Origin of the sequence: Streptomyces sp. NPDC050287 (assembly GCF_044459385.1) — a bacterium.
Classification (GTDB): Bacteria; Actinomycetota; Actinomycetes; order Streptomycetales; family Streptomycetaceae; genus Streptomyces.
This window is the reverse complement of the sequence record NZ_JBITIY010000002.1, coordinates 1-26,018: the sequence shown is the minus strand read 5'-3', so window position 1 is coordinate 26,018 and position 26,018 is coordinate 1. Positions and strand designations below refer to the sequence as shown.

The 26,018-nt window shown below is 70.4% G+C and carries 23 protein-coding genes and 1 rRNA gene; 6 read left to right on the top strand and 18 right to left on the bottom strand.

All coding sequences use genetic code 11. From position 1 onward, the window contains the following. The first annotated feature begins 93 nt into the window (after positions 1–93). Both argS and ACIBK3_RS05410 read left to right on the top strand, forming a co-directional pair. Positions 94–1,872, top strand: coding sequence for an arginine--tRNA ligase (gene argS / locus ACIBK3_RS05415; protein WP_399363912.1), 1,779 nt, complete (start codon positions 94–96; stop codon positions 1,870–1,872). Between the two features lie 348 nt (positions 1,873–2,220). Then, entirely contained in the window at positions 2,221–3,024 is an 804-nt protein-coding gene (locus ACIBK3_RS05410; RefSeq protein ID WP_399362168.1) for a DUF4253 domain-containing protein, read from the top strand. Positions 3,025–3,043: 19 nt separating this feature from the next. On the opposite strand, the gene ACIBK3_RS05405 is transcribed toward ACIBK3_RS05410, so the two are convergent. Further along, positions 3,044–3,946: an SAM-dependent methyltransferase gene (locus ACIBK3_RS05405; protein WP_399362166.1), complete on the bottom strand. Its 903-nt coding sequence runs from the start codon at positions 3,944–3,946 to the stop codon at positions 3,044–3,046. Positions 3,947–4,374: 428 nt separating this feature from the next. Further along, complete coding sequence (locus ACIBK3_RS05400) at positions 4,375–5,760, bottom strand: helix-turn-helix domain-containing protein (protein WP_399362164.1); 1,386 nt, start codon at positions 5,758–5,760, stop codon at positions 4,375–4,377. Positions 5,761–6,003: 243 nt separating this feature from the next. Here ACIBK3_RS05400 and ACIBK3_RS05395 point away from each other — a divergent pair, with 243 nt between their 5' ends. Then, positions 6,004–6,738 carry a DUF4232 domain-containing protein gene (locus ACIBK3_RS05395; protein ID WP_399362162.1) on the top strand — a complete coding sequence of 245 codons (735 nt, stop codon included), beginning with the start codon at positions 6,004–6,006 and terminating at the stop codon, positions 6,736–6,738. On the opposite strand, the gene hemB is transcribed toward ACIBK3_RS05395, so the two are convergent. The 6 genes from hemB to ACIBK3_RS05365 form a co-directional block, all read right to left on the bottom strand. Further along, the gene (hemB, locus tag ACIBK3_RS05390) at positions 6,732–7,730 is read right to left on the bottom strand and encodes a porphobilinogen synthase (RefSeq protein ID WP_399362161.1); all 999 of its coding nucleotides are present in this window, start codon (positions 7,728–7,730) and stop codon (positions 6,732–6,734) included. The genes ACIBK3_RS05395 and hemB overlap by 7 nt on opposite strands. Positions 7,731–8,039: 309 nt before the next feature. Further along, positions 8,040–9,758 carry a uroporphyrinogen-III synthase gene (locus ACIBK3_RS05385; protein WP_399362159.1) on the bottom strand — a complete coding sequence of 573 codons (1,719 nt, stop codon included), beginning with the start codon at positions 9,756–9,758 and terminating at the stop codon, positions 8,040–8,042. Beyond that, on the bottom strand, positions 9,755–10,750 hold the full coding sequence (gene hemC, locus ACIBK3_RS05380; protein ID WP_399362157.1) for a hydroxymethylbilane synthase: 996 nt from the start codon (positions 10,748–10,750) through the stop codon (positions 9,755–9,757). Before hemC ends, ACIBK3_RS05385 begins: the two co-directional genes overlap by 4 nt. Continuing rightward, on the bottom strand, positions 10,747–12,615 hold the full coding sequence (locus tag ACIBK3_RS05375; RefSeq protein ID WP_399362155.1) for a glutamyl-tRNA reductase: 1,869 nt from the start codon (positions 12,613–12,615) through the stop codon (positions 10,747–10,749). Before ACIBK3_RS05375 ends, hemC begins: the two co-directional genes overlap by 4 nt. After that, positions 12,612–13,391, bottom strand: coding sequence for a redox-sensing transcriptional repressor Rex (locus ACIBK3_RS05370; protein ID WP_399362153.1), 780 nt, complete (start codon positions 13,389–13,391; stop codon positions 12,612–12,614). The genes ACIBK3_RS05375 and ACIBK3_RS05370 overlap by 4 nt, the downstream gene beginning before the upstream one ends. A 254-nt stretch (positions 13,392–13,645) precedes the next feature. Then, entirely contained in the window at positions 13,646–13,927 is a 282-nt protein-coding gene (locus ACIBK3_RS05365) for a glutaredoxin family protein (RefSeq protein WP_399363910.1), read from the bottom strand. Between the two features lie 258 nt (positions 13,928–14,185). Here ACIBK3_RS05365 and ACIBK3_RS05360 point away from each other — a divergent pair, with 258 nt between their 5' ends. The 3 genes from ACIBK3_RS05360 (at position 14,186) to ACIBK3_RS05350 (ending at position 17,755) form a co-directional block, all read left to right on the top strand. Beyond that, positions 14,186–15,097, top strand: coding sequence for an HAD family hydrolase (locus tag ACIBK3_RS05360; RefSeq protein ID WP_399362151.1), 912 nt, complete (start codon positions 14,186–14,188; stop codon positions 15,095–15,097). Positions 15,098–15,496: 399 nt separating this feature from the next. Continuing rightward, on the top strand, positions 15,497–16,270 hold the full coding sequence (locus tag ACIBK3_RS05355) for an ECF subfamily RNA polymerase sigma factor, BldN family (protein ID WP_399362149.1): 774 nt from the start codon (positions 15,497–15,499) through the stop codon (positions 16,268–16,270). Between the two features lie 234 nt (positions 16,271–16,504). Then, entirely contained in the window at positions 16,505–17,755 is a 1,251-nt protein-coding gene (locus ACIBK3_RS05350; protein ID WP_399362147.1) for a DUF5667 domain-containing protein, read from the top strand. Positions 17,756–17,839: 84 nt separating this feature from the next. Here the strand turns inward: ACIBK3_RS05350 and ACIBK3_RS05345 are convergent, their stop codons facing one another. From ACIBK3_RS05345 to rrf, 10 genes are all read right to left on the bottom strand, one after another. Continuing rightward, positions 17,840–18,901 (bottom strand): lysophospholipid acyltransferase family protein, encoded by a 1,062-nt coding sequence (locus ACIBK3_RS05345; protein WP_399362145.1) that lies wholly within the window; start codon positions 18,899–18,901, stop codon positions 17,840–17,842. Positions 18,902–18,915: 14 nt separating this feature from the next. Continuing rightward, positions 18,916–19,977, bottom strand: coding sequence for an NAD-dependent epimerase/dehydratase family protein (locus ACIBK3_RS05340; RefSeq protein ID WP_399362144.1), 1,062 nt, complete (start codon positions 19,975–19,977; stop codon positions 18,916–18,918). Positions 19,978–20,250: 273 nt separating this feature from the next. After that, on the bottom strand, positions 20,251–20,349 hold the full coding sequence (locus ACIBK3_RS05335) for a 30S ribosomal protein bS22 (protein WP_003948845.1): 99 nt from the start codon (positions 20,347–20,349) through the stop codon (positions 20,251–20,253). A 155-nt stretch (positions 20,350–20,504) separates the two neighbouring features. After that, positions 20,505–20,714, bottom strand: a complete 210-nt coding sequence (locus ACIBK3_RS05330; protein ID WP_016437488.1) for a helix-turn-helix domain-containing protein — start codon at positions 20,712–20,714, stop codon at positions 20,505–20,507. A 129-nt stretch (positions 20,715–20,843) separates the two neighbouring features. Next, entirely contained in the window at positions 20,844–21,659 is an 816-nt protein-coding gene (locus ACIBK3_RS05325; protein WP_399363908.1) for a phosphatase, read from the bottom strand. 289 nt (positions 21,660–21,948) lie between these two features. Continuing rightward, positions 21,949–23,121: an acetoin utilization protein AcuC gene (locus ACIBK3_RS05320; protein WP_399362142.1), complete on the bottom strand. Its 1,173-nt coding sequence runs from the start codon at positions 23,119–23,121 to the stop codon at positions 21,949–21,951. Further along, positions 23,072–24,343 (bottom strand): MFS transporter, encoded by a 1,272-nt coding sequence (locus tag ACIBK3_RS05315; RefSeq protein ID WP_399362140.1) that lies wholly within the window; start codon positions 24,341–24,343, stop codon positions 23,072–23,074. Before ACIBK3_RS05315 ends, ACIBK3_RS05320 begins: the two co-directional genes overlap by 50 nt. A gap of 74 nt (positions 24,344–24,417) precedes the next feature. Beyond that, entirely contained in the window at positions 24,418–25,137 is a 720-nt protein-coding gene (locus ACIBK3_RS05310) for a VC0807 family protein (RefSeq protein ID WP_399362137.1), read from the bottom strand. A 69-nt stretch (positions 25,138–25,206) separates the two neighbouring features. Beyond that, positions 25,207–25,851: an HAD family hydrolase gene (locus ACIBK3_RS05305; protein WP_399362135.1), complete on the bottom strand. Its 645-nt coding sequence runs from the start codon at positions 25,849–25,851 to the stop codon at positions 25,207–25,209. 72 nt (positions 25,852–25,923) lie between these two features. After that, a 5S ribosomal RNA gene (gene rrf, locus ACIBK3_RS05300) occupies positions 25,924–26,018 on the bottom strand; the annotation flags it as partial.

Below are 26,018 nucleotides of genomic sequence, written 5' to 3'. Positions count from 1 at the left end.
CCCAGACCACCTAGCGCCCAGGAAAACCGCTTTACGCACCGTGGGATACTGGCCGTGCCCATCCATCCCCTCGAGGAGAACGGCTCCCACCCCATGGCCTCGGTCACGTCCCTCAGCGCTTCCGTCCAGCAGCACCTCGCGACGGCTCTCTCGGCTGCCCTGCCGGAGGCCGGTTCCGCCGACCCGCTGCTGCGCCGAAGCGACCGGGCCGACTACCAGGCCAACGGCATCCTGGCGCTGGCCAAGAAGGCCAAGGCGAACCCGCGGGAGCTGGCGACGCAGGTCGTCTCCCAGGTCGTCACCGGCGAGGTGATCAAGGACATCGAGGTCTCCGGGCCGGGCTTCCTGAACATCACGCTCACCGACAAGGCGATCGTCGAGAACCTCGCCGCGCGGTACGCGGACGCCGACCGCCTCGGCGTGCCCTTCGCCGAGAACCCGGGCACGACGGTCGTCGACTACGCCCAGCCGAACGTGGCGAAGGAGATGCACGTCGGCCATCTGCGGTCCGCGGTGATCGGCGACGCGGTGGTCCAGCTGCTGGAGTTCACCGGCGAGAGCGTCGTACGGCGTCACCACATCGGCGACTGGGGCACCCAGTTCGGCATGCTCATCCAGTACCTGGACGAGCATCCGCACGAGCTGGACCACAAGTCCGCCGAGGGCGGCACGGTGTCCGGCGAGGAGGCGATGTCGAACCTCGACCGCCTCTACAAGACCGCGCGCAGGCTCTTCGACTCCGACGAGGAGTTCAAGACGCGGGCCCGGCGCCGGGTGGTGGACCTCCAGGCGGGTGAGCCGCACACGCTGGCCACCTGGCAGAAGTTCGTCGACGAGTCGAAGATCTACTTCTTCTCCGTCTTCGAGAAGCTGGACATGGAGGTCCGGGACCCGGACATCGTCGGCGAGTCCGGCTACAACGACATGCTCGCGGAGACCTGCCGCCTCCTGGAGGAGTCGGGCGTGGCGGTCCGCTCCGAGGGCGCCCTGTGCGTGTTCTTCGACGACGTGAAGGGCCCGGACGGCAACCCGACCCCGCTGATCGTCCAGAAGTCCGACGGCGGCTACGGCTACGCGGCCACCGACCTGTCCGCGATCCGCGACCGCGTGTTCAACCTCAAGGCGAACACGCTGGTGTACGTGGTCGACGCCCGGCAGGCCCTGCACTTCCGGATGGTGTTCGAGACCGCGCGCCGGGCCGGCTGGCTGGGCGACGACGTCACGGCGCACCAGCTGGCCTTCGGCACCGTGCTCGGCAAGGACGGCAAGCCGTTCAAGACCCGTGAGGGCGCGACGGTCAAGCTGGAGGACCTCCTCGACGAAGCCGTCCAGCGGGCCACGGCCGTGGTCCGGGAGAAGGCCGGGAAGGTGGGCCTGACGGAGCAGGAGATCGAGGAGAACGGCCGGTACGTCGGCGTGGGCGCGGTGAAGTACGCCGACCTGTCCACGTCCGCCGTGCGGGACTACAAGTTCGACCTGGACCAGATGGTCTCGCTGAACGGCGACACGTCCGTGTACCTCCAGTACGCGTACGCCCGTATCCAGTCGATCCTCCGCAAGGCCGGCGAGTCCCGCCCGGCCGCCCACCCGGAGCTGGAACTGGCGCCCGCCGAGCGGGCGTTGGGCCTGCACCTGGACCAGTTCGGCGAGACGGTCCTGGAGGTCGCGGCGGCCTACGAGCCGCACAAGCTGGCGTCGTACCTCTACCAGCTGGCCTCGCTGCTGACGACGTTCTACGACCAGTGCCAGGTGCTGTCCGCCGACAACCCGCCCGAGGTCGTCGAGAACCGTCTGTTCCTGGTCGACCTCACGGCCCGCACCCTGCACCGGGGCATGGGCCTGCTGGGGATCCGGACGCCGGAACGGCTCTGAGCCGCACGGAAGCAGAGGCACGTGCGCGGCCCGTCCTCCCCCGAAGGGAGAACGGGCCGCGGCGCGGTCGTGCGGTCGGCCTGCGGCTTTTCGCGGTGACTTCGGCGGGCGACCGTCCGCGTTCCGCCGAGGCCGCCGACGCCGTGGCCGCGGCGGCGTCCGTCTGCATGCCGAGGACCGCCGCCCGCCCGGCACGCTCGCACGGGCCTGCTTCCACCCGGTGAGGGGCGGCGGGCAGGAGTGCTGCGGGGGCTGGTTCCGCGGGGGGCGGGCCGGAGTGCGTCGAGGGCCGCTTCCGCGAGGGGCGGGCCGGCGCCGTTGTCAGTGCGAGCCCCTAAAGTCACCGGCATGGCGACACTTCCGAACCCGCTGCCGAAACTGGCGGCCGACCCGAGCGGCCGCTGCCTCGGGCTCGAACTCCCGCCCGGCACACTGATCGACGCGACCGACGAGGGACCATGGCACGAGCCGCTGCTGTGGTGCGCGGACGAGCGGGGGGTCCCCGGCGGCTGGGCCGCGCTGGAGCCGGCCCGGCGGACGGCGGGCCTGCTCCCCCTCGTCGTCGACGTCGGCGGCGGCCACGGCGGCCCGCGGGACTGGCAGTTGGCGCCGGCGGAGACCTCGTACCCCGGTGATCACGATCCCGATGAGGTGCTGGCCGACTACTGGACCGCATACGCGACGGCGGACGCGGAGCCCTGGCCCGGCCTGGCCGACCAGGCAACCCGCGCCTCCGGTGCCGCCCCCGATCCGGACTCCGTGGCATCCGGCGTCGCGAGCTCCGTCCTCGCGGGCGAAGGCCCGCTCAAGGACCCCCGCCCCGCCCTCGTCTTCGCGCGCCGCAGCGCCGACATCCCCGCCGCGATCGGCTGGACGGGCCCGGCCGACCAGGAGACCGACGTGGCCCGCCTGTGCGCGGTGCTGCGCTCCTGGGAGGACCGTTTCGGCATACGGGTCGTGGCGCTGGGCTTCGACCACCTGCTGCTGTCCGTCGCGTCCCCGCCCACGACCCTCGCCGAGGCGGAGGCCGTCGCCGCCGAGCACTTCGCGTTCTGCCCGGACAACCTGTGGCAGGACGGCGACAGCACGCTGCGCGCCTACGCCGAGCGCCGGCTCCTCGACCAGCCCACGTGGCACTTCTGGTGGGACTGACCGGACACACCCGCCCCGCTCAGCCCTTCTTCCCCACCGCCCCGTACACGTTGATGTCGGCGTCCGTGACGTCGTTGATGTCGGCGTACCGGACCTTCTCGATGGCGTCGAGGGTGGCCAGGTAGGAGGCTTCCGGCTGCTCGGGCACGGGAGCCGCGTTGTCCGCCCGCCAGTGGTGGGCGGGGACGACACCCGGCTCGGCGAGTTCCAGGGAGTTCTCGGTGAAGAACCGCTCGACCTCGGCCCGGGACCGCAGCACGAAGGTGAACCCCCGCTCGGTGTACGTCCGCTGGACCGCGCGGATGTTCTCCGGGTTGAGGTCCTCCGTCAGATGGCTGAGCACGAGCCGGCTGCCGGAGGGCAGCGCGTCGAGGAGTTCGCGCACGATCGGGTACGCCTCCTGGTCCTCGACGAAGTGCAGGAGCGCGACCAGGCACAGCGCCACGGGCTGGTCGAAGTCCAGCGTCTTCGCGGCCTGTTCGAGGATCTGCGCCGGGTCCTTGAAGTCGGCGTCGATGTAGTCCGTACGCCCCTCGGGGCCGCTGGTGAGCAGGGCACGCGCGTGCGCGAGCACGACGGGATCGTTGTCGACGTAGACCACGCGCGCGTCCGGGGCGATGCGCTGGGCGATCTGGTGGACGTTGTCCGCGGTGGGCAGCCCGGTGCCGATGTCAAGGAACTGCCGGATCCCGTCGTCCTGGGTCAGCCGGGTCACGGCCCGGCGCAGGAAGTCGCGGTTGTGGCGTACGTCGAGATAGCCGCGCGGATTGGCGGCGAGCGCGGCGGCGGCCGCGTCCCGGTCGACGGGGTAGTTGTCCTTGCCGCCGAGGAAGACGTCGTAGACGCGGGCCGGGTGCGCCTTGGTGGTGTCGATCCTCCTTCTCAGCTCGGCGGGGTCTTGGCTGAGGGCGTCACCGGACATCGGCGTCTCCAGTCATTCACAGGACAAGCAAGGACAAGCAGTGCCAACAACCTAACTCTCAGCGCCACTTGATGGTGCCCGGAGCCCGCACACCCCTGTCCCGCGTCCCGCGCCGCCCCGCCGGGACACGACATCCCCGCAGGTCACCGCCCGTCCCACCAACCCGATGTCCCGAATCCCCCGCCGACGCTGGCATCGGGGACACCTCACCCACAGGCTGTGGACCATCGATGACTTTCCCGAAGCCCGTGCCCGTCCCTCCCCTCGGAGAGAGCCCATGCCCGCCCACCTCACCCGTCTCCGGCTGCTCACCGCCACCACGGTGGCCCTCGCGGCGCTCACGCTCAGCGCGTGCGAGGACGGAGAGGGCCTGCGCGACGAGGGTCCCTCATCCACGACCCTGACCCCGACCCAGCCCGCCAGGACCCCTACGAGCCCTGCGAGCCCTGCGACTTCTCCGTCGTCCCGGCCTTGACCCACGCCTCGCCGCCGAGCGGGAACTCGTAGGCCGGACGCCCGTTGTTGCCGCTCGTACGGAACGGCCGGCCCCGGTCGTCGATCTGCAGCGTGCCGTGCCGCGAGCCGCTGGACCAGCTCACCTCCAGGACCCAGCTCACGTCGTAGGCGGAGGCGTCGGCCCGGATGTAGTAGACCTCCGGATCCGCCTCGCTCACCTTGTACGGGAAGTCCCGGCTCCCTGCTTCCGGCACCACCGCCGGCCGCTGGGCGTCGAGGGCCACGGTGAACGAACGGGTCGGCACATTCCCGCCGCAGCCGACTCCGGGATAGCCCATGGCGTAGTCGTTCCGGGCGAGCGGCACCCCCCGGTCGACCGTCCGCACCGTCAGACTGTCCACGACCACGGTCTCCGCACCGGTCCCCTGCACGGTCAGCGTCAGGTACTGCTCCCCCGAGGACACGGCCCCAGTGCTCGCCACCCAGGCCGCCGCGTCCTGCTCCAGCGGCGGCGGAGGCACCTCGCCCGGCTCCCGGTCGATCAGATACCGCTGCGAACAGGGACTCTCCCATGTGTACGGCGCCACGGTGACGTCCAGCGGAGCGGCGAGGCCGGCGGCGGCATCCCCGCCACGGCTCGGTGCGGCGGAGGCGGAACGGGAGACCTCGGCCTGCCCGCCACCGCCCTTGCCCTGGCCCGCGCCCTTGCCGGTCTCCTTGCCCTTGCCGGTCGTCGAGGACGGCGAGGCATGCGACGGCGAAGCGGAGACGCGTGGGCTGTCCGTACGCCCGCTGTCGACGGACACGGCCCCCGCCGACCGCCCGCCATCGTCCCCGCCCGCCCCGCCGAAGGGCAGACTCATGGCCAGCGTCACGGCCCCGAGCACGGCCGCGAGGGAGACCCCGGCCACGACAGCGACCCGCGTACGACGACGGCCCCCGCCCGACGGCTCATCGACAGTCAGGCCCTCCAAGGCCTCCCCCGCCGCGGCGACCCCCTCCTCAGCACCCCCCTCGGCAGGCGCCTCCCCACCGGAAACCCCGGAAGAACCGGAAACAACGGAAGTTCCCGAAAACCCGGAAGAACCGGAAGCACCCCCCTTGCGCCCCCGCAACGCATCCGCCCGCACCCACCGCCGGTGCAGCTCGACGAGTTCCTCGGGAGCCGCCTTGCAGAGGCGGGCCAGGCGCTCGACGGGCGCGTAGTCGGTGGGGACGGCGTCCCCGTTGCAGTACCGGTGCAGGGTGGACGTACTCATGTGCAACCGCTTGGCGAGCAGCCCGTAGCTCAGCCCGGAGCGGTCCTTGAGCTCGCGCAGCAGCGCGGCGAACTCATCGGCGGCGGCATCGTCGGACAACGTTCTTCCTCCCCGTATCCCCGTACGCGTCCCGTGAACGCGCCTCCTGTCCCATCCACGCGTTCCAGGGGTGAATCGTTCCCCCAGGTCACAGCCGTTTCGGCGTTCCAGCATCCCCGATCCCCCGCCGGTGGTGGCGGCCGGGACGGATCACCGCACAAGCTCTGGTCATCCAAGCACGCCGCTCCCGACGACCGGTCGAGCGGCCTGCTTCAACCCACTGTTTTCGGAAGAGGACCTGTCATGCGTGCACGACGTATCCGCCTGATCGCCGCCACCGGCGCCACCCTCGCCGCCCTCGCCCTCACGGCGTGCCAGGACGGGACGGGAACGAAGGACGAGGGCGCCTCCCGGCCGACGGCGTCCACCACCACGGGCCGGCCGACGGCGACGCCCACCTCCACCACGGGCACCCCCGGCACCGCCCCGGCCACCACCACACCGGGCAAGCCGGCCACGCCGAACGGCAAGGTCCCCGCCTCCGACAGGAAGCCGAACCCGGACGCGGGCTCGCGAAAGACCTCGAACCCGGACCCGAACGCCCCCGAGAACCGCGTCCTCTGCAACGGCTCGAACACCGCCGTCACCGCCCAGCCGGTCTCCCGGCCCCTCAACCACATGCTGATCACCGTGAAGAACACCGGCTCGAAGGTCTGCGACCTCACGTACTACCCGGTGCTCCGCTTCGACGAGATGCAGTGGGCGCCGCAGCCCTTCGAGGGCTCCAAGCCGCAGGCGGTGACGACCCTCGCCCCCGGCGAGTCGGGCTACGCGGGCGTCCTGCTGGCGTCGGCCGACGGCAGCGGCGACGGCGGCACCACCGGCCGCCGGCTGACGGTCGCCTTCCAGGGCGTGACCCCGAACAGCAGCGGCGGCGCCTCCGCGATTCCGTCGCTGCCGGCCAAGGGCGTGTACTACGACAGCTCGCTGCGGGTGACGTACTGGCAGCGCGAGATGGACGACGCGCTCGCCTACTGACCGCTCAACTGCTGGGCCACCTCGGTGGCCCAGTAGGTGAGGATGTTCTGCGCGCCGGCCCGCTTGATGCCGGTCAGCGTCTCCAGGATGGCCCGGTCCCGGTCGATCCAGCCCTTCTCGGCGGCGGCCTCGATCATCGAGTACTCGCCGGAGATCTGGTAGGCGGCGACCGGCACGTCCACGGCGTCGGCGACGCGCGCGAGAATGTCCAAATAGGGCCCGGCCGGCTTCACCATCACCATGTCGGCCCCCTCCTCCAGATCCAGGGCCAGCTCCCGCAGGGATTCCCGCGCGTTCGCCGGATCCTGCTGGTACGTCTTGCGGTCACCCTTCAGGGACGAGCCGACGGCCTCCCGGAACGGCCCGTAGAAGGCGGACGCGTACTTCGCGGTGTAGGCGAGGATCGCGACGTCCTGGCGCCCGATCTGGTCGAGGGCGTCGCGGATGACCCCGATCTGGCCGTCCATCATCCCGCTCGGCCCGACCACATGGGCACCGGCGTCGGCCTGCACCCGGGCCATCTCGGCGTACCGCTCCAGAGTCGCGTCGTTGTCGACACGCCCCTGAGCGTCCAGCACCCCGCAATGCCCGTGGTCGACCGTCTCGTCGAGACACAGATCGGACATCACCAACAGGTCGTCCCCGACCTCGGCCCGCACATCGCGAAGGGCCACCTGCAGAATCCCGTCCGGATCGGTTCCCGGTGTCCCCACGGCGTCCTTCTTGGACTCCTCCGGCACCCCGAACAGCATGATCCCGGAGATCCCCGCGGCCACCGCTTCGGCGGCGGCCTTCTTCAGACTGTCCCGGGTGTGCTGCACCACGCCGGGCATGGCCGCGATCGGCACCGGCTCGGCGGCACCCTCGCGCACGAACGCGGGGAGGATGAAGTCAGCGGGATGCAGCCGGGTCTCGGCGACCATGCGCCGCATCACAGGAGTGGTCCGCAGTCGCCGCGGCCGCGCACCGGGAAAAGATCCGTACTTCGACATACCACCTACGCTACGCCCGCCCCAACCCGCCCTTTGCCGACGCCCCGTCGGCGCCCCGGCACCCCGATGGCAGCAGGGCGGGGTTCTCCGCCCGCGGCGCGCAGGCGACCACGGGCGGGGGCCGCCCGCCGACCGCGTACGGCGGGAACAGGAAGGGGTCGGGGCGGGGGCGTCCGCACGCAGCGGTTGCCGCGCCGGGCGGGGTTGTCCGCCCGCCGCGATCGCCGCGTCGGCACCAGCCACTGGTGAGCGACCGATTCCACGACGTTCCGAGGGACCGGCACCCCGCCCCGGCCCCGACCCACGGGCTCAGGTGGTCGTACGCCTCCGCCGAGCCCCCGGCCGCCGCTCGCTGGGCCGGGTCACCGGATCCCCGGCCTCCAGCGCCGCGGCCCGCCGCCGCAGTCCGAAGTCGGCGAGAGCCTCGGCCAGCTTGTGCACGGACGGCTCGGGAGCCATCACGTCCACCCGAAGTCCATGCTCTTCCGCGGTCTTCGCCGTGGCGGGCCCGATACACGCGATCACGGTCACGTTGTGCGGCTTCCCGGCGATACCCACCAGGTTCCGCACGGTCGAGGACGACGTGAACAGCACGGCGTCGAACCCACCGCCCTTGATCGCCTCCCGGGTCTCGGCCGGCGGCGGCGAGGCCCGTACGGTCCGATAGGCGGTGACGTCGTCGACCTCCCACCCGAGTTCGATCAGCCCCGCGACCAATGTCTCGGTGGCGATGTCGGCACGCGGCAGGAACACCCGGTCGATCGGATCGAACACCGGGTCGTACGGAGGCCAGTCCTCCAGCAATCCAGCGGCGGACTGCTCCCCGCTGGGCACCAGATCCGGCTTCACACCGAACGCGACCAGCGCCTTGGCGGTCTGCTCCCCCACCGCGGCCACCTTGATCCCGGCGAAGGCCCGCGCGTCGAGCCCGTACTCCTCGAACTTCTCCCGCACGGCCTTGACGGCGTTGACCGAGGTGAACGCGATCCACTCGTAACGCCCCGTCACCAGCCCCTTGACCGCCCGCTCCATCTGCTGCGGCGTCCGCGGCGGCTCGACGGCGATCGTCGGCACCTCGTGCGGCACCGCCCCGTAGGACCGCAACTGGTCGGAGAGCGAGGCCGCCTGCTCCTTCGTACGCGGTACGAGCACCCGCCACCCGAACAGCGGCTTGGACTCGAACCACGAGAGCTGCTCACGCTGAGCCGTGGCGGACCGCTCACCGACCACGGCTATCACCGGCCGCCCGCCCTCCGGCGAGGGCAGCACCTTGGCCTGCTTCAGCGTCTGGGCGATGGTGCCCAACGTCGCGGTCCAGGTCCGCTGCCGCGTGGTCGTACCCGCGACCGTCACCGTCAGCGGTGTGTCGGGCTTGCGCCCGGCGGACACCAGCTCACCGGCGGCGGCACCGACGGAATCCAGGGTCGTCGACACGACAACCGTCCCGTCAGAGGCCCCCACCTCCGTCCAGCACCGGTCGGAAGCGGTCCGCGCGTCCACGAACCGCACGTCCGCGCCCTCGGCGTCGCGCAGCGGAACACCGGCGTACGCGGGCACGCCGACCGCGGCCGCGATCCCGGGAACGACCTCGAAAGGCACCCCCGCGGCGGCACACGCCAGCATCTCCTCGGCGGCGTACGCGTCGAGCCCGGGGTCCCCGGACACCGCACGCACGACCCGCCTGCCGCCCCGCGCGGCCTCCATGACAAGATGTGCCGCATCCCGCACGGCGGGGACGCCAGCGGTCGTTGACACGCCGTCAACAACCGTCAGTTGGGGCACGCCTGTGGCCGGCGCCGGACCGGAAGCGAGATCCGCAGAGGGATCCGCGTCCGTGTTCACGACGGCGACACCGGACCTGGCATGCGTACGTACGACGTCGAGCACCTCGTGCTCGGCGACGAGAACGTCCGCGTTTGCCAGGGCCTCGACGGCGCGCAGAGTCAGTAGTCCCGGATCTCCGGGTCCGGCACCCAGGAAGGTGACGTGCCCGTGTTCAGGACCGGCGGGAAGAGTGGTGGGGCTCACTGTGCTCGCTCCCCCATCAGACCGGCCGCGCCCTGGGCAAGCATCTCGGCAGCGAGTTCGCGACCGAGCGCCATTGCCTGGTCGTACGTCTCGGGCACGGGACCGGTGGTGGACAGCTGCACCATCCGCGTGCCGTCGGTCGTGCCGACGACGCCGCGCAGGCGCATTTCCTTGACAATCTGCCTGTCGGCCTGGGGGTCCCCACGCTCGAGCGGAGCCGAGAGTGGGGGAAGGTCGGCCAGCGCGCCCACAGGTGCGCTGCAACCGGCCTCCAGGGCGGCGAGCAGTGACCGTTCGGCGGTCACGGCGACCCGCGTGAACGGGTCGTCGAGTTCACCGAGCGCGGCGATCAGGTCCGCGTTGTCCGCGGCACACTCGATCGCGAGTGCTCCCTGGCCGGGAGCGGGCAGAACCGTGTCGACCGACAGGAAGTCGGTCACCTCGTCGATCCGGCCGATCCGGGTCAGCCCGGCGGCGGCCAGGACGACGGCGTCCAGCTCACCGTCCCGGACGTACCCGATGCGCGTGTCGACGTTCCCGCGGATCGGCACCGTCTCGATGTCCAGCCCGTGGCCGCGTGCGTACGCGTTGAGCTGGGCCATCCGCCGCGGCGCCCCCGTACCGACGCGCGCGCCGCGCGGCAGGTCGGTGAACTTCAGCGCGTCCCGGGCGACGATGACGTCCCTCGGGTCCTCGCGCTCGGGGACGGCGACCAGCGCCAGCTCGTCGGGCTGCCCGGTCGGGAGGTCCTTCAGCGAATGAACCGCGAAGTCGATCTCGCCCTTGAGCAGCGCCTCGCGCAGCGCGGTCACGAAGACCCCGGTGCCGCCGATCTGTGCGAGCTGCTCGCGGGAGGTGTCACCGTAGGTGGTGATCTCGACCAGCTCGACGGACCGGCCGGTCACCTGGCTCACGGCGTCCGCCACCTGCCGCGACTGGGCCATGGCGAGCTTGCTCCGCCTGGTCCCGAGCCTCAATGCCTTGCTACTCATGCCGGCCCTCGGTTCTTGCGGTTGTTCTCAGTGCTGTCGTCGGCGCTGTCGGCGCTTTCCGTGGTCCGGTCCTCGGCTCCGTCGTCGGCGCGGGAGACGGAGGCCACCGTCTCGGGGTCGAGGTCGAACAGGGTGCGCAGCGCGTCCGCGTACCCGGTGCCGCCGGGCTCGGCCGCGAGTTCCTTGACCCGTACGGTCGGCGCGTGCAGCAGCTTGTCGACCACGCGCTTCACGGTCTGCGTGATCTCGCCGCGCTGCTTGTCGTCCAGCCCGGGCAGCCGCCCGTCGAGCCGGGCGATCTCACCGGCGACGACATCGGCGGCCATGGTGCGCAGGGCGACCACGGTGGGAGTGATGTGCGCGGCACGCTGCGCCGCCCCGAACGCCGCGACCTCGTCTGCGACGATGCGGCGGACCTGGTCGACGTCGGCGGCCATCGGCGCGTCGGCGGACGCTTCCGCCAGCGACTCGATGTCGACCAGCCGTACACCGGTGAGCCGGTGCACGGCCGCGTCGATGTCGCGCGGCATGGCGAGGTCGAGCAGGAAGAGCGCCGGCTCGGGACGCGGGATCTCGGCGACCGGCTCGGGCCTGCGCCGCTCGGGCACCCGGCCGACGGCGGCCGCGGCGGCGGCGAGCGCCGCGATGGTGTCCGCCTCCTCGGCGGGGTCGAGCGTGGTGACGAGGCCGGCGGGGGCGGAGCCCTGCTGACGCGGAGTGCCGTTGTCCACCCAGGCGGCGTGCTGTTCGAGGTCGGCGGCGGCCATCCCGGCCACGGCCGCCTCACCGAGCACGGAGAACCCGGCGGTCGCCTGCACGGCCGACGGCTCCAGCGGACAGCCCTCCTCGGTACCGAGGCCGACGGGCGGTACCCCGGCCGACGCCGCCGAGGCAGTCGTACGACCGGATCCACCGGCCGACTCCCCCGCCCCGCCGAAACCGTCGCTCTCGGCACCGTGACCGCCCGGGGCGTCCCCGCCCGACGCGTGACCACCGATTCCGTCAGCACCGGAGCCGCGTCCCGCCGGAACCGCCACAGCGGCGGCGACCGCCTCGGCCGTCAGCACCAGCCCCGTGGCCCCCGTACAGGAGACGGCGACATCGGCACGTGTCAGCTCGACCGGCACCGATTCCATCGGGACCGCGCGGGCCAGCACGTGCGTGTCGTCGCCCTCGCTGAGTATCTGGGCGAGGCGCTCGGCGCGGTCGGGAGTGCGGTTGGCGACGACGATCTCGGCGACACCGGCCCGCGCGAGCGTGGCCGCGGCCAGCGAGGACATCGAGCCGGCGCCGATGACCAGCGCCTTCTTGCCGCGGGCCCAGGCCTCGACCGGCGTACCGGAGGACAACTGCTCCAGGCCGAAGGTGACCAGGGACTGTCCGGCGCGGTCGATGCCGGTCTCGGAGTGGGCGCGCTTGCCGACCCGCAGGGCCTGCTGGAACAGGTCGTTGAGCAGCCGCCCGGCGGTGTGCAGTTCCTGCGCCTTGGCGAGGGAGTCCTTTATCTGGCCGAGGATCTGCCCCTCGCCGACGACCATGGAGTCCAGCCCGCAGGCCACCGAGAAGAGGTGGTGGACGGCCCGGTCCTCGTAGTGCACGTAGAGATAGGGAGTGAGCTCGTCGAGCCCGACCCCGCTGTGCTGGGCGAGCAGCGTGGACAGTTCGGCGACACCGGCGTGGAACTTGTCCACGTCGGCGTACAGCTCGACGCGGTTGCAGGTGGCGAGGACGGCGGCCTCGGCGGCCGGTTCGGCGGCGACCGTGTCCTGCAGCAGCTTGATCTGGGCGTCCGCGGACAGCGTGGCCCGCTCCAGCACGCTGACCGGGGCGCTGCGGTGGCTCAGCCCGACGACGAGGAGACTCATGCCGGCATCACGGCGGGGACGTCCCCGTCGGGCCCCTGGTCGGCGGACTGCTTGCGGGCGGCGGAGGCCGGCACCCCGTCGACGTCGCCGCCGGCGGCGACGGCGGCAGCCTCCTCGCCGGCCTTGCGCTGCTCGTGGAAGGCGAGGATCTGCAGCTCGATGGAGAGGTCGACCTTGCGCACGTCGACGCCGTCCGGCACGGACAGCACGGTCGGCGCGAAGTTCAGGATGGAGGTGACCCCGGCGGCCACGAGCCGGTCACAGACCGGCTGGGCGGCACCGGCGGGGGTGGCGATGACACCGATCGACACGCCGTTGTCCTCGATGATTTTCTCGAGCTCGTCCGAGTGCTGGACGGGGATCCCGGCGACGGGCTTTCCGGCCATCGCGGGATCGGCGTCGATGAGCGCGGCGACCCGGAAGCCGCGGGAGGCGAACCCGCCGTAGTTGGCCAGGGCGGCGCCGAGGTTGCCGATACCGACGATCACTACCGGCCAGTCCTGGGTGAGCCCCAGTTCACGGGAGATCTGGTAGACGAGATACTCGACGTCGTAGCCCACACCGCGGGTGCCGTAGGAGCCCAGGTACGAGAAGTCCTTGCGCAGCTTCGCGGAGTTGACCCCCGCGGCGGCCGCGAGCTCCTCGGAGGAGACCGTGGGCACCGAGCGCTCCGACAGTGCGGTCAGCGCGCGGAGGTACAGCGGAAGCCGGGCGACGGTGGCCTCGGGAATCCCTCGGCTACGGGTCGCCGGTCGGTGAGTTCGGCCAGTTGCCACGGTGCTCCTGCGGGTAGAGCGGGGCTGCAGGCGGTCACACGTCCCCGGACCGCCCCGTCGACAGCAGGCTATGTCTTTGTGAACGCGTGCACAAAGATGGTGTCCGATTTGCCCGGCGAACGTGACCGGGGTCACGCGCCCCCGGCGCACTGGTGTGGAACCGGCGCGCAGGCGCCACCGTTCCTTCTCTCCTGGGGGCAAAACCGCACACCCTCCTCTACGATCGCGCCCCCGAGACCAGTTCGTCGTCGATCCTAAGCCAAGGCTTTGCGGAGGCGATCCTCGTTCACACGCCAGAAGGTGTGCTGCTCGCCGTCGAGGAGGACGACCGGGATCTGCTCCCAGTACTGGTCATGGAGCTGCGGATCCCGCGTGATGTCCTTCTGTTCCCAGGGAACGCCGAGTTCGGCGCACACCTTCTCCACGATCACCTGTGCGTCGTCACACAAATGGCAGCCGGGCTTCCGGATAAGCGTCACGAGCCGGTCCTGCGGGGCGGGGCCCTTCCGGCCGAAGAGGGGAGTCATGCCGGCCATTCTCCCGCTTGTCCCGCCCGCCGTCCCCACACCTGTTCGGTCGCCGTCCTTCCGCTTGTTCGGCGGCCGTCCTTCCGCTCGTTCGGAGGGGTCCTTCTGCTCGTTCGGAGGGGCGTCCTTCCGCTCGTTCGGTGGCGCGTTCCACCCCTCGTTCGGTGGCGCGTTTCTCCGCTTGTTTAACGGCAGGGTCGCGGAGAGTTCACAGCCTCCAAACCTCTCCACTCCGGAACAGGCGGACAGACTGGCTATGCTCACGCCATGGCCGCTCTCGGATGGCTCACCCCCCGTAGGCGCTCCGCCACGGCGCGCAGCGTGCTCGCCGGCGAGGCCTCGGCGGAGGCAGCACGCAAGTCCACGCAGGACGTCACCGGCGACGAGCCGGAGTTCCCGGTGCACGGCGACGCGCACGCCGCCGCCTTCTTCGACCTCGACAACACCGTGATGCAGGGCGCCGCCCTGTTCCACTTCGGGCGAGGCCTGTACAAGCGGAAGTTCTTCGAGACCCGCGACCTCGCGAAGTTCGCCTGGCAGCAGGCGTGGTTCCGGCTGGCCGGCGTCGAGGACCCGGAGCACATGCAGGAGGCCCGGGACTCCGCGCTGTCGATCGTCAAGGGCCACCGCGTCGCCGAGCTGCAGTCGATCGGCGAGGAGATCTACGACGAGTACATGGCCGAGCGCATCTGGCCGGGCACCCGGGCCCTGGCCCAGGCCCATCTGGACGCCGGTCAGAAGGTCTGGCTGGTCACGGCGGCCCCGGTCGAGATCGCCCAGGTGATCGCGCGCCGCCTCGGCCTGACGGGCGCCCTGGGCACGGTCGCCGAGTCGATCGACGGCGTCTACACCGGCAAGCTGGTCGGCGAGCCGCTGCACGGCCCGGCCAAGGCGGAGGCGGTGCGCGCCCTGGCGGCGGCGGAGGGACTGGACCTGACCCGCTGCGCGGCCTACAGCGACTCGCACAACGACATCCCGATGCTCTCGCTGGTCGGCCACCCCTACGCCATCAACCCCGATTCCAAGCTGCGCAAGCACGCCCGCCAACTGGAATGGCGCCTGCGGGACTACCGCACGGGCCGCAAGGCGGCGAAGGTCGGCATCCCGGCGGCGGCCGGCGTCGGCGCGGTGGCGGGCGGCACGGCGGCGGCGATCGCCCTGCACAAACGTCGCCGCTGACCGGCGTCGCCGCCGAACAACGCCACCGTTGACCGGCGGAACAAAGGGCATCGCGGAACAACCGGCATCAGAACAGGTCACGGCCGCCGCATCCCTGCCAATCCACGGCCCGGTCCCGCATATCGCCCTGTCCAGTCACGTTGGCTGCACACGGCCACAACACGCCCCGGACCGGGACGAAACGCGAACTGTTTCGATCAACAATCGATCACCGTCCGGTGCCTGATTGACCATCAATCGGTTACAGAAGCGACGTAATCGATGATTTGAGCAACTGCGTGTAGCAGCGCCTGTACTAAGCGTTATTCTCCTCAGACGCAATCCGGATCCCCTTCCGTCGCTACGACGGGTGAACGGTTCCGCACTGCACGTGATGGAAGCTCTGCCTCTGGGAGTCCCGTGTACCCACACGTCGGGGTTGACGCCTCGGGCCTGGCTACGCTGCGCGCGACGGTCCAAGACCTACTGCGCGGCCTCGTCCCTACCGCGTACGCCGTCCCTGCCCTCGCCGTTGCCACCGCCCCCGTCGGCCCCTGCTACGCGCTCGCCGAGGGCAGCGCCGCCGTCGGCAGACGAGGGCGTTCCACCGGTGCCGCCCCCGCCCGCCGTCCCGCCGCGGACAGCGACAGCGCCCGCATGATGGACCTGGTGGAACGCGCCCAGGCCGGCGAGGCCGACGCTTTCGGCCGTCTCTACGACCAGTACAGCGACACCGTGTACCGGTACATCTACTACCGAGTGGGAGGCAAGGCCACCGCCGAGGACCTGACCAGCGAGACCTTCCTGCGCGCCTTGCGCCGCATCAGCACCTTCACCTGGCAGGGCCGCGACTTCGGCGCCTGGCTGGTGACGATCGCCCGCAATCTGGTCGCCGACCACTTCAAGTCGAGCCGCTTCCGGCTCGAAGTGACCACCGGCGAGATGCTCGACGCCAACGAGGTCGAGCGCTCCCCCGAGGACTCGGTCCTGGAGTCCCTCTCCAACGCCGCGCTCCTGGACGCCGTACGACGGCTCAATCCCCAGCAGCAGGAGTGCGTGACCCTCCGTTTCCTCCAGGGTCTGTCCGTCGCCGAGACCGCCCGGGTGATGGGCAAGAACGAGGGCGCCATCAAGACCCTCCAGTACCGGGCCGTCCGCACCCTCGCCCGGCTCCTCCCGGATGACGCCCGCTGACCGGACACGTTCGGTGACTCCCAACTCGCAGTCGGTGAAAGTAGGTTGACTTCGCGATCGGGCCATCCGCCATCCGTAACCCAAGTGCTGCGCCACTCGTTGTGCGGGATGCAGGCTCCCTGTGGTCACCCCCCTGGCCGACTTCGATCACCCGATCGAGTGCTTGTGGTCAGGGCGTGCGACCCTCAGGACCCCCTGGGGAGCCGACCGTCTTGACGAGAGGAGGTGCCGCCAGTGATCGCGAACGTTTCGGCGCACCGGCGGGCGAACGCCTTCGCCCAGGCCCTGGAGGAGCAGTCCGACCAGGGCACGGCGGCCGAGCAGTCCGAAGGGCCCCCGCCGTCCCCGGCTGCTGCGGAACAGACCGAACAGGGCCGCCTGACGGCCCTCGCGGCAGGTCTCGGCGAGCTGCCCAAGCCACAGCTGGACCCCGAGGTCAAGGTCGTCCAACGGGCCCAGCTGGTGGCCGCGATGGAGGCCATGCTGCTGGAGGGCACCGCACCGTCAGGCGCGGCGAGGGACCCCTCGGTGCCCGAGCAGCGCTCCACCCGGGCGCGGGGCGCTCACCGGGCGAGCCCCTTGGGCAAGCTCCGACCGCGATCCCGCCTGACCAAGTGCCTTGCCGCAGGCGGGCTGAGCGTCGGTGTGGCCGCGGGAGCTTTCGGCGGAGTCGCCGCCGCCAGCTCGGACGCCCTGCCCGGTGACTCGCTCTACGGCCTCAAGCGAGGCATCGAGGACTTCAAGCTCACCTACCTGTCCGAGGGCGACGACGAGCGCGGTGTCGCCTACCTCGACCAGGCCTCAACCCGCCTGAGCGAGGCCCGCCGCCTCATGGAGCGCGGCCGCGACGGCGACCTCGACCACGAGTCCCTCGGTGAGATCCGCCGCACCCTGGCCGGCATGCAGCACGACGCCTTCGAGGGTCACCGCCTGCTCACCGCAGCCTACGAGCGCGACCCGGACTCCCTGGGACCCATCCAGGCCCTCGATGCCTTCTCGCGCTCGCACCGCGACGCCTGGGGCAGCCTGCGCGACAAGCTGCCGGTGCAGCTCGGCGACGTCAGTCAGCAGGTCACCTCGGTCTTCGACGCCATAGACGAAGAAGTCGCCCCGCTGCAGTCCCTCCTCCCGGAGCCCCCGGCCCGGGGCAGCGGCGGCGAGAACCGCCGACAGGGCTCCGGCCCCGCGTCCTCCGACAGCACCTCCGGCTCCAGGCGCTCGTCGACGCCCAGCGCCGGCAGCGGCAAGTCCTCCGACAGCGCCGGCACCGGCAGCCACAGCCCCAGCAGGTCCGCCGGATCCGGCAGCACGGACGACGGCCTGCTCGGCGGCAGCACCGGCGACCTGCTCGACCCGCCGAAGGACACCGGCACCACGCCCTCGTCCACCAGCACCCCACCCGCCACCGAGCCGGACGTCACCCTCCCACCCCTGCTCCCGGGCCTCCTGCCCGGCCTGGGCATCGACGACGAGAAGACGAACTAGCCCCACGCGGTAGTACGACGACGGGGGCGCCCTCTCTCAGGAGGGGCGCCCCCGTCGTCGTACCGCCGTATCGCCGTGCCGCCGCTAGAAGAACACCGACCGCCGCTGCACCAGCAGCTTGTACAGCGTGTGCTGGATCTGCTCCCTGACCTGGTCCGTCAGGTTGAACATGAGCATCGGATCCTCGGCAGCCTCCGGCGGGAACCCGTCCGTCGGGATCGGCTCACCGAACTGGATCGTCCACTTCGTCGGCAACGGAATCGCCCCCAGCGGACCCAGCCACGGAAACGTAGGCGTCAGCGGGAAGTACGGGAAACCCAGGACCCGGGCCAGGGTCTTGGCGTTGCCGATCATCGGGTAGATCTCCTCGGCCCCGACGATCGAGCAGGGGATGATCGGCGCGCCCTGCCGCAGCGCCGTGGAGACGAAGCCGCCCCGGCCGAAGCGCTGGAGTTTGTAGCGCTCGCTGAAGGGCTTGCCGATGCCCTTGAAACCCTCCGGCATCACGCCGACCAGCTCGCCCTGTGCCAGCAGCCGTTCGGCGTCCTCGGCACAGGCCAGGGTGTGCCCGAGCTTGCGGGCCAGTTCGTTGACCACCGGCAGCATGAAGACCAGGTCCGCCGCCAGCAGGCGCAGATGGCGGTCGTCGGGGTGCTGGTCGTGGACGGCGACCTGCATCATCAGGCCGTCCATCGGAAGCGTCCCCGAGTGGTTGGCGACGATCAGCGCCCCGCCGTCGGACGGGATGTTCTCGATGCCCTTCACCTCGACCCGGAAGTACTTCTCGTACACCGGCCGCAGCAGCGACATCAGTACCTGGTCGGTCAGCTCCTCGTCGTAGCCGAAGTCGTCGATCTCGTAGTCCCCGGTGAGGCGGCGGCGCAGAAAGGCGAGACCGCCCGCGATACGCCGCTCCAGCCCGCCGTGGTCGCTCTCGTCCCGCGGCTGCTCCGGCGGCTCTTCCTCATGCGTCACAAGAACATCATCCTGCGCCGGCGGCCTGCCGGGCAGCGGCTGGACCTCACGGACCAGCGGAGATTCCGTGCCCTTGCGCCGGCTCCCCGCGCTCCGGCGTCGCGGCGGCCGCTGCGCGGCGCTCCCGCGGGACCGGTCGTCGTCGAACGGAATGACCTTGGCGTCCGCCATCGTTGATGCGCTCCTCAGTTGGCGCTCTGCGTCGGGGGGTGGCCGCCGCCCGCCAAGGGCAGCGCGGCGATCCGGTCGACGGCCCCGGTCACGGCCTCGGGCGGCAGGAGCCCGGGTCCGCGGCTGCGCGCGAAGTCCGCGAAGGTCTCCGCCGTCGTGTACTTCGGCCGGAAGCCCAGCGTCTCCCGCATCTGCGTCGTGGACACGACCCGGCCGTGGGTGAGCAGCCGGATCTGCTCGGGCGAGAAGTCCGTCATGCCCAGCGTACGCACCAGGGAGCCCGCCCAGGTGACGGCAGGCAGCAGCAGGGGCACGGTGGGCCGGCCGAGCCGCCGCGAACACTGGGACAGCAGGAGTACGCCGTCGCCCGCGATGTTGAAGGTGCCGCTGTTGAGCGTGCCCCGCTCCGGTTCGTGGGAGGCGATCCGCAGCACCTCGATCACGTCGTCCTCGTGCACGAACTGCAGCCGCGGGTCGTAACCGAACACGGTCGGCAGCACCGGCAGCGAGAAGTACGAGGCGAGCGGGGTGTCCGCGGTCGGACCGAGGATGTTGGCGAACCGCAGCACACACACGGCGACATCGGGGCGCCGCCGGGCGAACCCGCGCACGTACCCCTCGACCTCGACGGTGTCCTTGGCGAAGCCGCCGCTGGGCAGCGACTTGGGCGGCGTGGTCTCGGTGAACACGGCGGGATCCCGGGGTGCGGAACCGTAGACGTTCGTACTGGACTTCACCACGAGCCGTTTGACGTTCGGCGACTTCTGACAGGCGCCGAGCAGCTGCATGGTGCCGATGACGTTGGTCTCCTTGACCGAGGTCCGGCTGCCGCTGCCGAGCGCGGTCGCGGTCACGTCCAGGTGGACGACCGTGTCGGCGGCCGTCTCCGCGAGCACCCGCGCGATGGTGGGCTGCCGCAGATCGGCCTGGATGAAGTCGGCACCGCCCAGATGGTGTTCGGGCGGCACCGCGTCCACGGCGATGACCCGCTCCACCTGCGGGTCACGCTGGATCCGTCGTACGAACCGGCCCCCCAGTTGACGGGCCACTCCGGTCACGAGCACGACCTTGCCCAAGATCAGCGCCTTCCTTCCAGCCCTCGTACGCCCCGCACCACCGTGCCGCGTTCCCCGTGTACGGCCAACCTAGCGGGTCGGTGTTGCGCTGTGATGACCGCCCACTGCACGAAGTGACGGCATCCACAGGCGTACGAACGGACCAAGCCATGTGGACGACATGCATACGCACAACGCCCGCTCGTGTGTCCGGACACGCAAGTGGCCCCCCACCGGAGTGATGGGGGGCCACAGGCACGCCAGGCGCGCGGCGCCGCGTACTTCTTGTTGCGGCTACTTCTTGTTGCGACGCTGAACGCGCGTGCGCTTGAGCAGCTTGCGGTGCTTCTTCTTGGCCATCCGCTTGCGCCGCTTCTTGATAACAGAGCCCACGACTACCCTCGCTCACTTCTCATCACTCGGTGCTGGGCGCCATGGGCCCATACGACCTACGAGGGGCTAGCCTACCCGCCCGAGCGCTGAGGTCGTAATCGAGGGACCGGGGTGATCCTTTGCCTAGCCCTGAGGATCCCCCCGGACCGTCGTCGTCAGGCGGTTTCCACCCCCACATAGCTCTCGCGGAGGTACTCGTGAACCGCATTCTCCGGGACACGGAAGGACCGTCCCACCCGGATCGCGGGCAGATGACCGCTGTGCACCAAGCGGTACACGGTCATCTTCGACACTCGCATCACCGAGGCGACTTCCGCCACGGTAAGGAACTGAACCTCGCTCAGAGGCCTCTGCTCAGCAGCCATGACACACCTGAACCTTCCGCACTCGACGGCCACCGGCTTCCCCTTCCGGTGACTCTTCGTCGTTGCGTGCTCACTCCCCAATGTAGGGGCGGGTGATGCAAGTGGGGAAGAGGTGCACCCATCGGCGGCCTACTGTGACAGACACGCTCGATTGAGTACGTAGCGGGTAAGCGGCCGGTAGTAATCAGACCGCACGGCGTCATCAAGTGGAACGACGACGGACACGACCCCTTCCGCCTCCCCCACGAACAACGCGGGGTCATCCGTGTCGGCCAACCCAATGGCCTCAAACCCCAGCTGACCTGCTCCGCAGACCCACCCGTGATCCCCGATGACGAGTTCGGGCACAGGCCCGCCCGCCTCCGCGGCAGCGGCCAGCGCGACCCGAACCGGGAGCGGTGAGTGCGTGTGCGCGCCGGTCGCACGACCGGAGCTCACAGGGCCGTGTTCCCGCACCAGCGCGACTCCTCGTACGTAGTCAAGGTTGTACGTGCGTAGACCGAACCGGGTCGTTATGTCGACACAGAGACCCTGCGCCGGGGTGAGAACAGCACATCCCGCCGCCGACAACGCGTCTGCCAGCTCGGCGTAGAACCCCAGCAGCCGATGCGGGTGTCCGGTACCGAGCAGCACGGGTGCCCGACGTCCGGCCACATCGGCGAGCCGCTCCGCGAAGGCGTCAAGGGCGGCCAGAGTCAGCCCCGGATCAATCACATCGTGACCAGATACATGCCCTGGATCAGCCGAAACCCCACACCTTGCCGCCATCAGCCCGATCAATTCCCGCACTCCCCAGGCCCGTTCAGGATCGATCCCGAGCAGCACCCGAGGATCACGAGCGGCGAACAGCCGATAACTCCGAAGACTCTCCTCCCGAGAGGTAGCCACCACCCCCGCCAACCGAGCCGCAAGAAGATGCGCCCGCAACGCCCCAGCACCCCACACCTTTGCGATGCTGCCGCACACCTCCCACTCCCACCCTCCGAACAGCGAAACACCGCACAGTCGGCGTAATTGGCGTAACGCGGGGCCAGGGCCGGGAGGGCGCGGCCTGGGCGGAGTCAGAGGGGCGCAGCCCCTGGGATGGGTCCGAGAGGCGCAGCCCCTGGGATGGGACGGGTAGGGGCGGCGGGGGCGAGAAACTCCGTACCTCAACCCGAGGAACACCTCAGCCCCCGAAGGGCGCTCAATCCCCCGAACCCTTCAGCCACCCGCCCCGCCACCACTCCCGCCCCTAAGCCAGAAGCCCCCGCAACGGAAACACGGCCCGCCGAGCCGCCAGCACCGCCTGATCCAACCGGTCCGCAGGGTCGTACCCCGTCTCCCACCCCGCCCAGGACACCGGCCACCGCCCATCAGTCATCCGCGCCGGCCCAAGCTGCCGGGTCCGGGCGAAAACCTCCTGCCGCCACCCCTCGGGAATCATCGCCTCCGGCTCCACCGGCCGCCCCGCCGCGATCGCGACCAGATGCGTCCAGGACCGCGGCACCACGTCCACCACCGCGTATCCACCCCCGCCCAGCGCCACCCACCGCCCCTCGGCGTACTCATGCGCGAGGTCGTGACAGGCGACCTGCACAGCCCGCTGCGCATCCAGCGACACCGCCAGATGCGCGAGCGGGTCCTCGAAGTGCGTGTCGGCCCCGTGCTGAGTCACCAACACCTGAGGCCGAAAGTCCGCGATCACCTCGGGCACCACGGCGTGGAACGCCCGCAGCCACCCCGCGTCCCCCGTCCCCGCCGGCAACGCGACGTTCACGGCGGACCCCTCCGCAGACTCCGCCCCGGTCTCCTCCGGCCACCCGGTCTGCGGAAACAACGTACGAGGATGCTCGTGCAGCGAGATCGTCAGAACCCTCGGATCCTCCCAGAACGCCGCCTGTACCCCGTCCCCGTGATGGACGTCGACGTCCACGTAGGCGACCCGTGTGGCCCCCAGCTCCAGCAACCGGGCGATGGCCAACGAAGCGTCGTTGTAGATACAGAACCCCGACGCACCGCCGGGCATCGCATGGTGCAACCCGCCCGAGAAGTTCACCGCGTGCAGCGCGTCCCCCCGCCACACGGCCTCCGCCGCCCCCACCGACTGCCCCGCGATCAACGCGGACACCTCATGCATCCCGGCAAACGCCGGATCGTCGAGAGTCCCCAGCCCGTACGACGAGTCCGCGGCCCGGGGATCCACGGAAGCCGCCTTCACGGCCTCGACGTAGTCCTCCCGGTGAACCAGCCGCAGCGTCGACTCCCCCGCCGACTTGGCCGCGACGACCTCGACCTCCCGATCAAGCCCGAAGGCCTGAACCAGCCTCCAGGTCAGGGCAAGCCGGACCGGATCCATCGGATGGTCCGGACCGAAGTCATAGCCCGTTACTGCCTCGTCCCACATCAGCTGTGTGCGGCCGCTCATGCCCGCCACCGTATCGGTCCGGTTGAGTGGCGAACGACCGGGCGTACACGAGCGTCACCAGCACCAACACCATCGGCACAAGCATCGCCCCCCGATAGGTCCAGGCATCCCCCAACGCCCCCACCAACGGCGAACCGATCAAAAAGCCCACATAGTTGAAAACATTGAGCCGCGCGACCGCAGCATCCGACGCCCCGGGAAACAGCCGCCCAGCCGCCGCGAAGGTCTGCGGCACCAGCACACACAACCCAAGCCCCAACAAGGTGAACCCGAGCATCCCCACCCACGGCCCCGGCGCCGAGGCCACCACCGCGAACCCCAGGGCAGCCAGCACCGCCCCACCCCGCACCACCACCACGGCCCCGAACCGCCGCACCCCGAAGTCCCCGATGGCCCGCCCCAGCAGCGTGGTCACCATGTACACGTTGTACGGCACGGTCGCCAGCTGCTCCGAGCTCCCCAGCACGTCCTGCAGATACTTCGCGCTCCAGTTGGAGACGGTCGAGTCCCCGATGTACGCGAAGGACATCACCAGACACAGCGGCAGCAACAGCTTGAAGACAACGCCCGTGCCTTCCCCACGACCGCCCGCGGCTCGGGCGGGGTCCCCCGCCGCCGCCTGGCCCACCACGCCGCCCGAACCGATCGCGCCGGCCTCTCCGGCCGTCCCGTCGACGTACCACCGGCTCCCCACCAGCGCCACCGGCAACAGCACGACCACCACCGGCAAATACGACGCCCACAGCGCCAGATGCCAGTGCGCCCCCGCCCATGCGAGCGAGGCCCCCAGAATCCCGCCCAGGCTGTAAACGGCATGGAAACTCAACATGATGCTGCGCCCGTACGACCGCTGCAGACTCACCCCGAGCATGTTCATCGAGGCGTCCAGCGCCCCCACGGCCAGCCCGAAAGCGGCGAGCGAGACGCCCAGCTCGACCATGGACTCCCCCGCCCCCACCCCGAGCAGCGCCAGGAGCACCACGGGCTGGGACCACCGCAGCACCCGGCTTGGCGGTATCCGCTTCACCAACTGCTCGGTGCTCACGCTCCCGACCCCGGCAAGGATCGGCACGGCCGCGAGAAACGCGGGCAACAGCGCGTCGGAGACGCCGTACCGGTCCTGGATGGCCGGGATCCGCGTCACCAGCAAAGCGAAGGCGACACCCTGGGCGAAGAAGCTGAACGCCAGCGAGGCCCTGCCGCGCCGCAGCACATCAGTCATGGCGGCGAGCGTAGGGCCCCGGCGTACTCGTGGGTAGATCCAGCCAAAGATGAGTTTCTCTCAGCTTTACCTCGTCACTCGGCGCCGGCGACTCCGACAGCCACCGAACCGGCACCCCAACGCCCGTGCACCTGCCCCCGCTCCCGCTCCTGGTCGCCGCACTTCAACTCGGCCTCCAGCATGGCCGCCATCGGCCCGGCCCCAAGCGCCCCGCTGACGAGGAATCCCAGAGCCATGGCGACGACCATGATGACGGTCCCGAGCCAGACCATCGTGTCCACCGGCAGCGTGTACGCCCCCACAACCCGCACCGCACACTCACCGAGCAGCACCACGCCCCACACGACGGAGAAGACCCGCTCGAACCGCCGAAAGGCAGCGGACCCGTCCAGCAGCCGCGCCCACGCGGCCTCCCGCCGTTCGTCACCCTTCACCAGCCACGGCTTCATACCGGCGGTCATCACCGGCCTGCCCATCGCCACGGACACCAGGATCCCGATTCCCACCACACTGCTGACCCCGCTGTCCTTGGCGAGCATCAGCCGCGGATCACCGGCGACGAACCCGAGCAGTACCCCCGTCACGTTCACGAACACGATGAGCGCCGCAAGCCCGTTGACCGTCCGGTCCTTCACCACGCTCCACCCGGTCCGCACGGCCGGCAGCACACTGCTCCACCCGAGCGCGGCCACGGTACTCATCCCGAATCCGTCCCGGAACAGGTAGTACGACCCGACCGGCACGGCCACGTCCATGATCAGCGGAACCAGGGCGTCCTTCTTCGTCTTCGTCATGCCCTCAGCTTCGCGGGCAGCCCCAGTAGGCCGGTAGAAACGATCGTCCGGACCTCGGCATGACAAATGTCAGACCAGCAGGTCGACCAACTCTCCCATGTCCGAGAAGAGTTGAGTGGCACCCGAAAGCCTGTCGCCAGGTGTCATGGCAGTGAACCCGTACACGTCCATCCCGGCCGCCACAGCCGCCCGTACCCCCAGGGGACTGTCCTCGACCACCACACACCGCGCGGGCTCGACCCCCATCCGCTCGGCGGCATAAAGGAACAGATCCGGCGCCGGCTTCCCCCGCCCCACGTCCTGCGAACTGAAGATCCGCTCGTCGTCGAACCAGCGGTCCAGCCCGGTCTTCCGATGCCCCACCCGGATCCGCTCATGACTTCCGGAGGACGCCACACAGTACGGCACCCCGTCCGCCGCCAGCTTCTCCAGCACCCCCACGGCTCCCGACACCGGCTCCAACTCCCTTTCGAAAGCCGCGAAAACCCGCCGATGGAAGACATCGTCGAAGTCCTCCGGCAACCGCCGCCCGGTCCGCTCCTCCACCAGATCGTGTACGCGGTGCATGGCGGCCCCCATGTAGTCGTGCAGGGAGTCCTCGTACGAGGTCGGATGCCCGAGCTCGGTCAGATAGCCGGCCAGGAGCCTGTTGGAGATGGGCTCACTGTCGACGAGGACGCCGTCGTTGTCGAAGATGACGAGGTCATAGCGCATGCACAGACCTTAAGACGACGAGTAAACGCAGAAAACCCCGCACCAACCGGTGCGGGGTTTCCTTGAATGATTGTTCGGCGGCGTCCTACTCTCCCACAGGGTCCCCCCTGCAGTACCATCGGCGCTGTAAGGCTTAGCTTCCGGGTTCGAAATGTGACCGGGCGTTT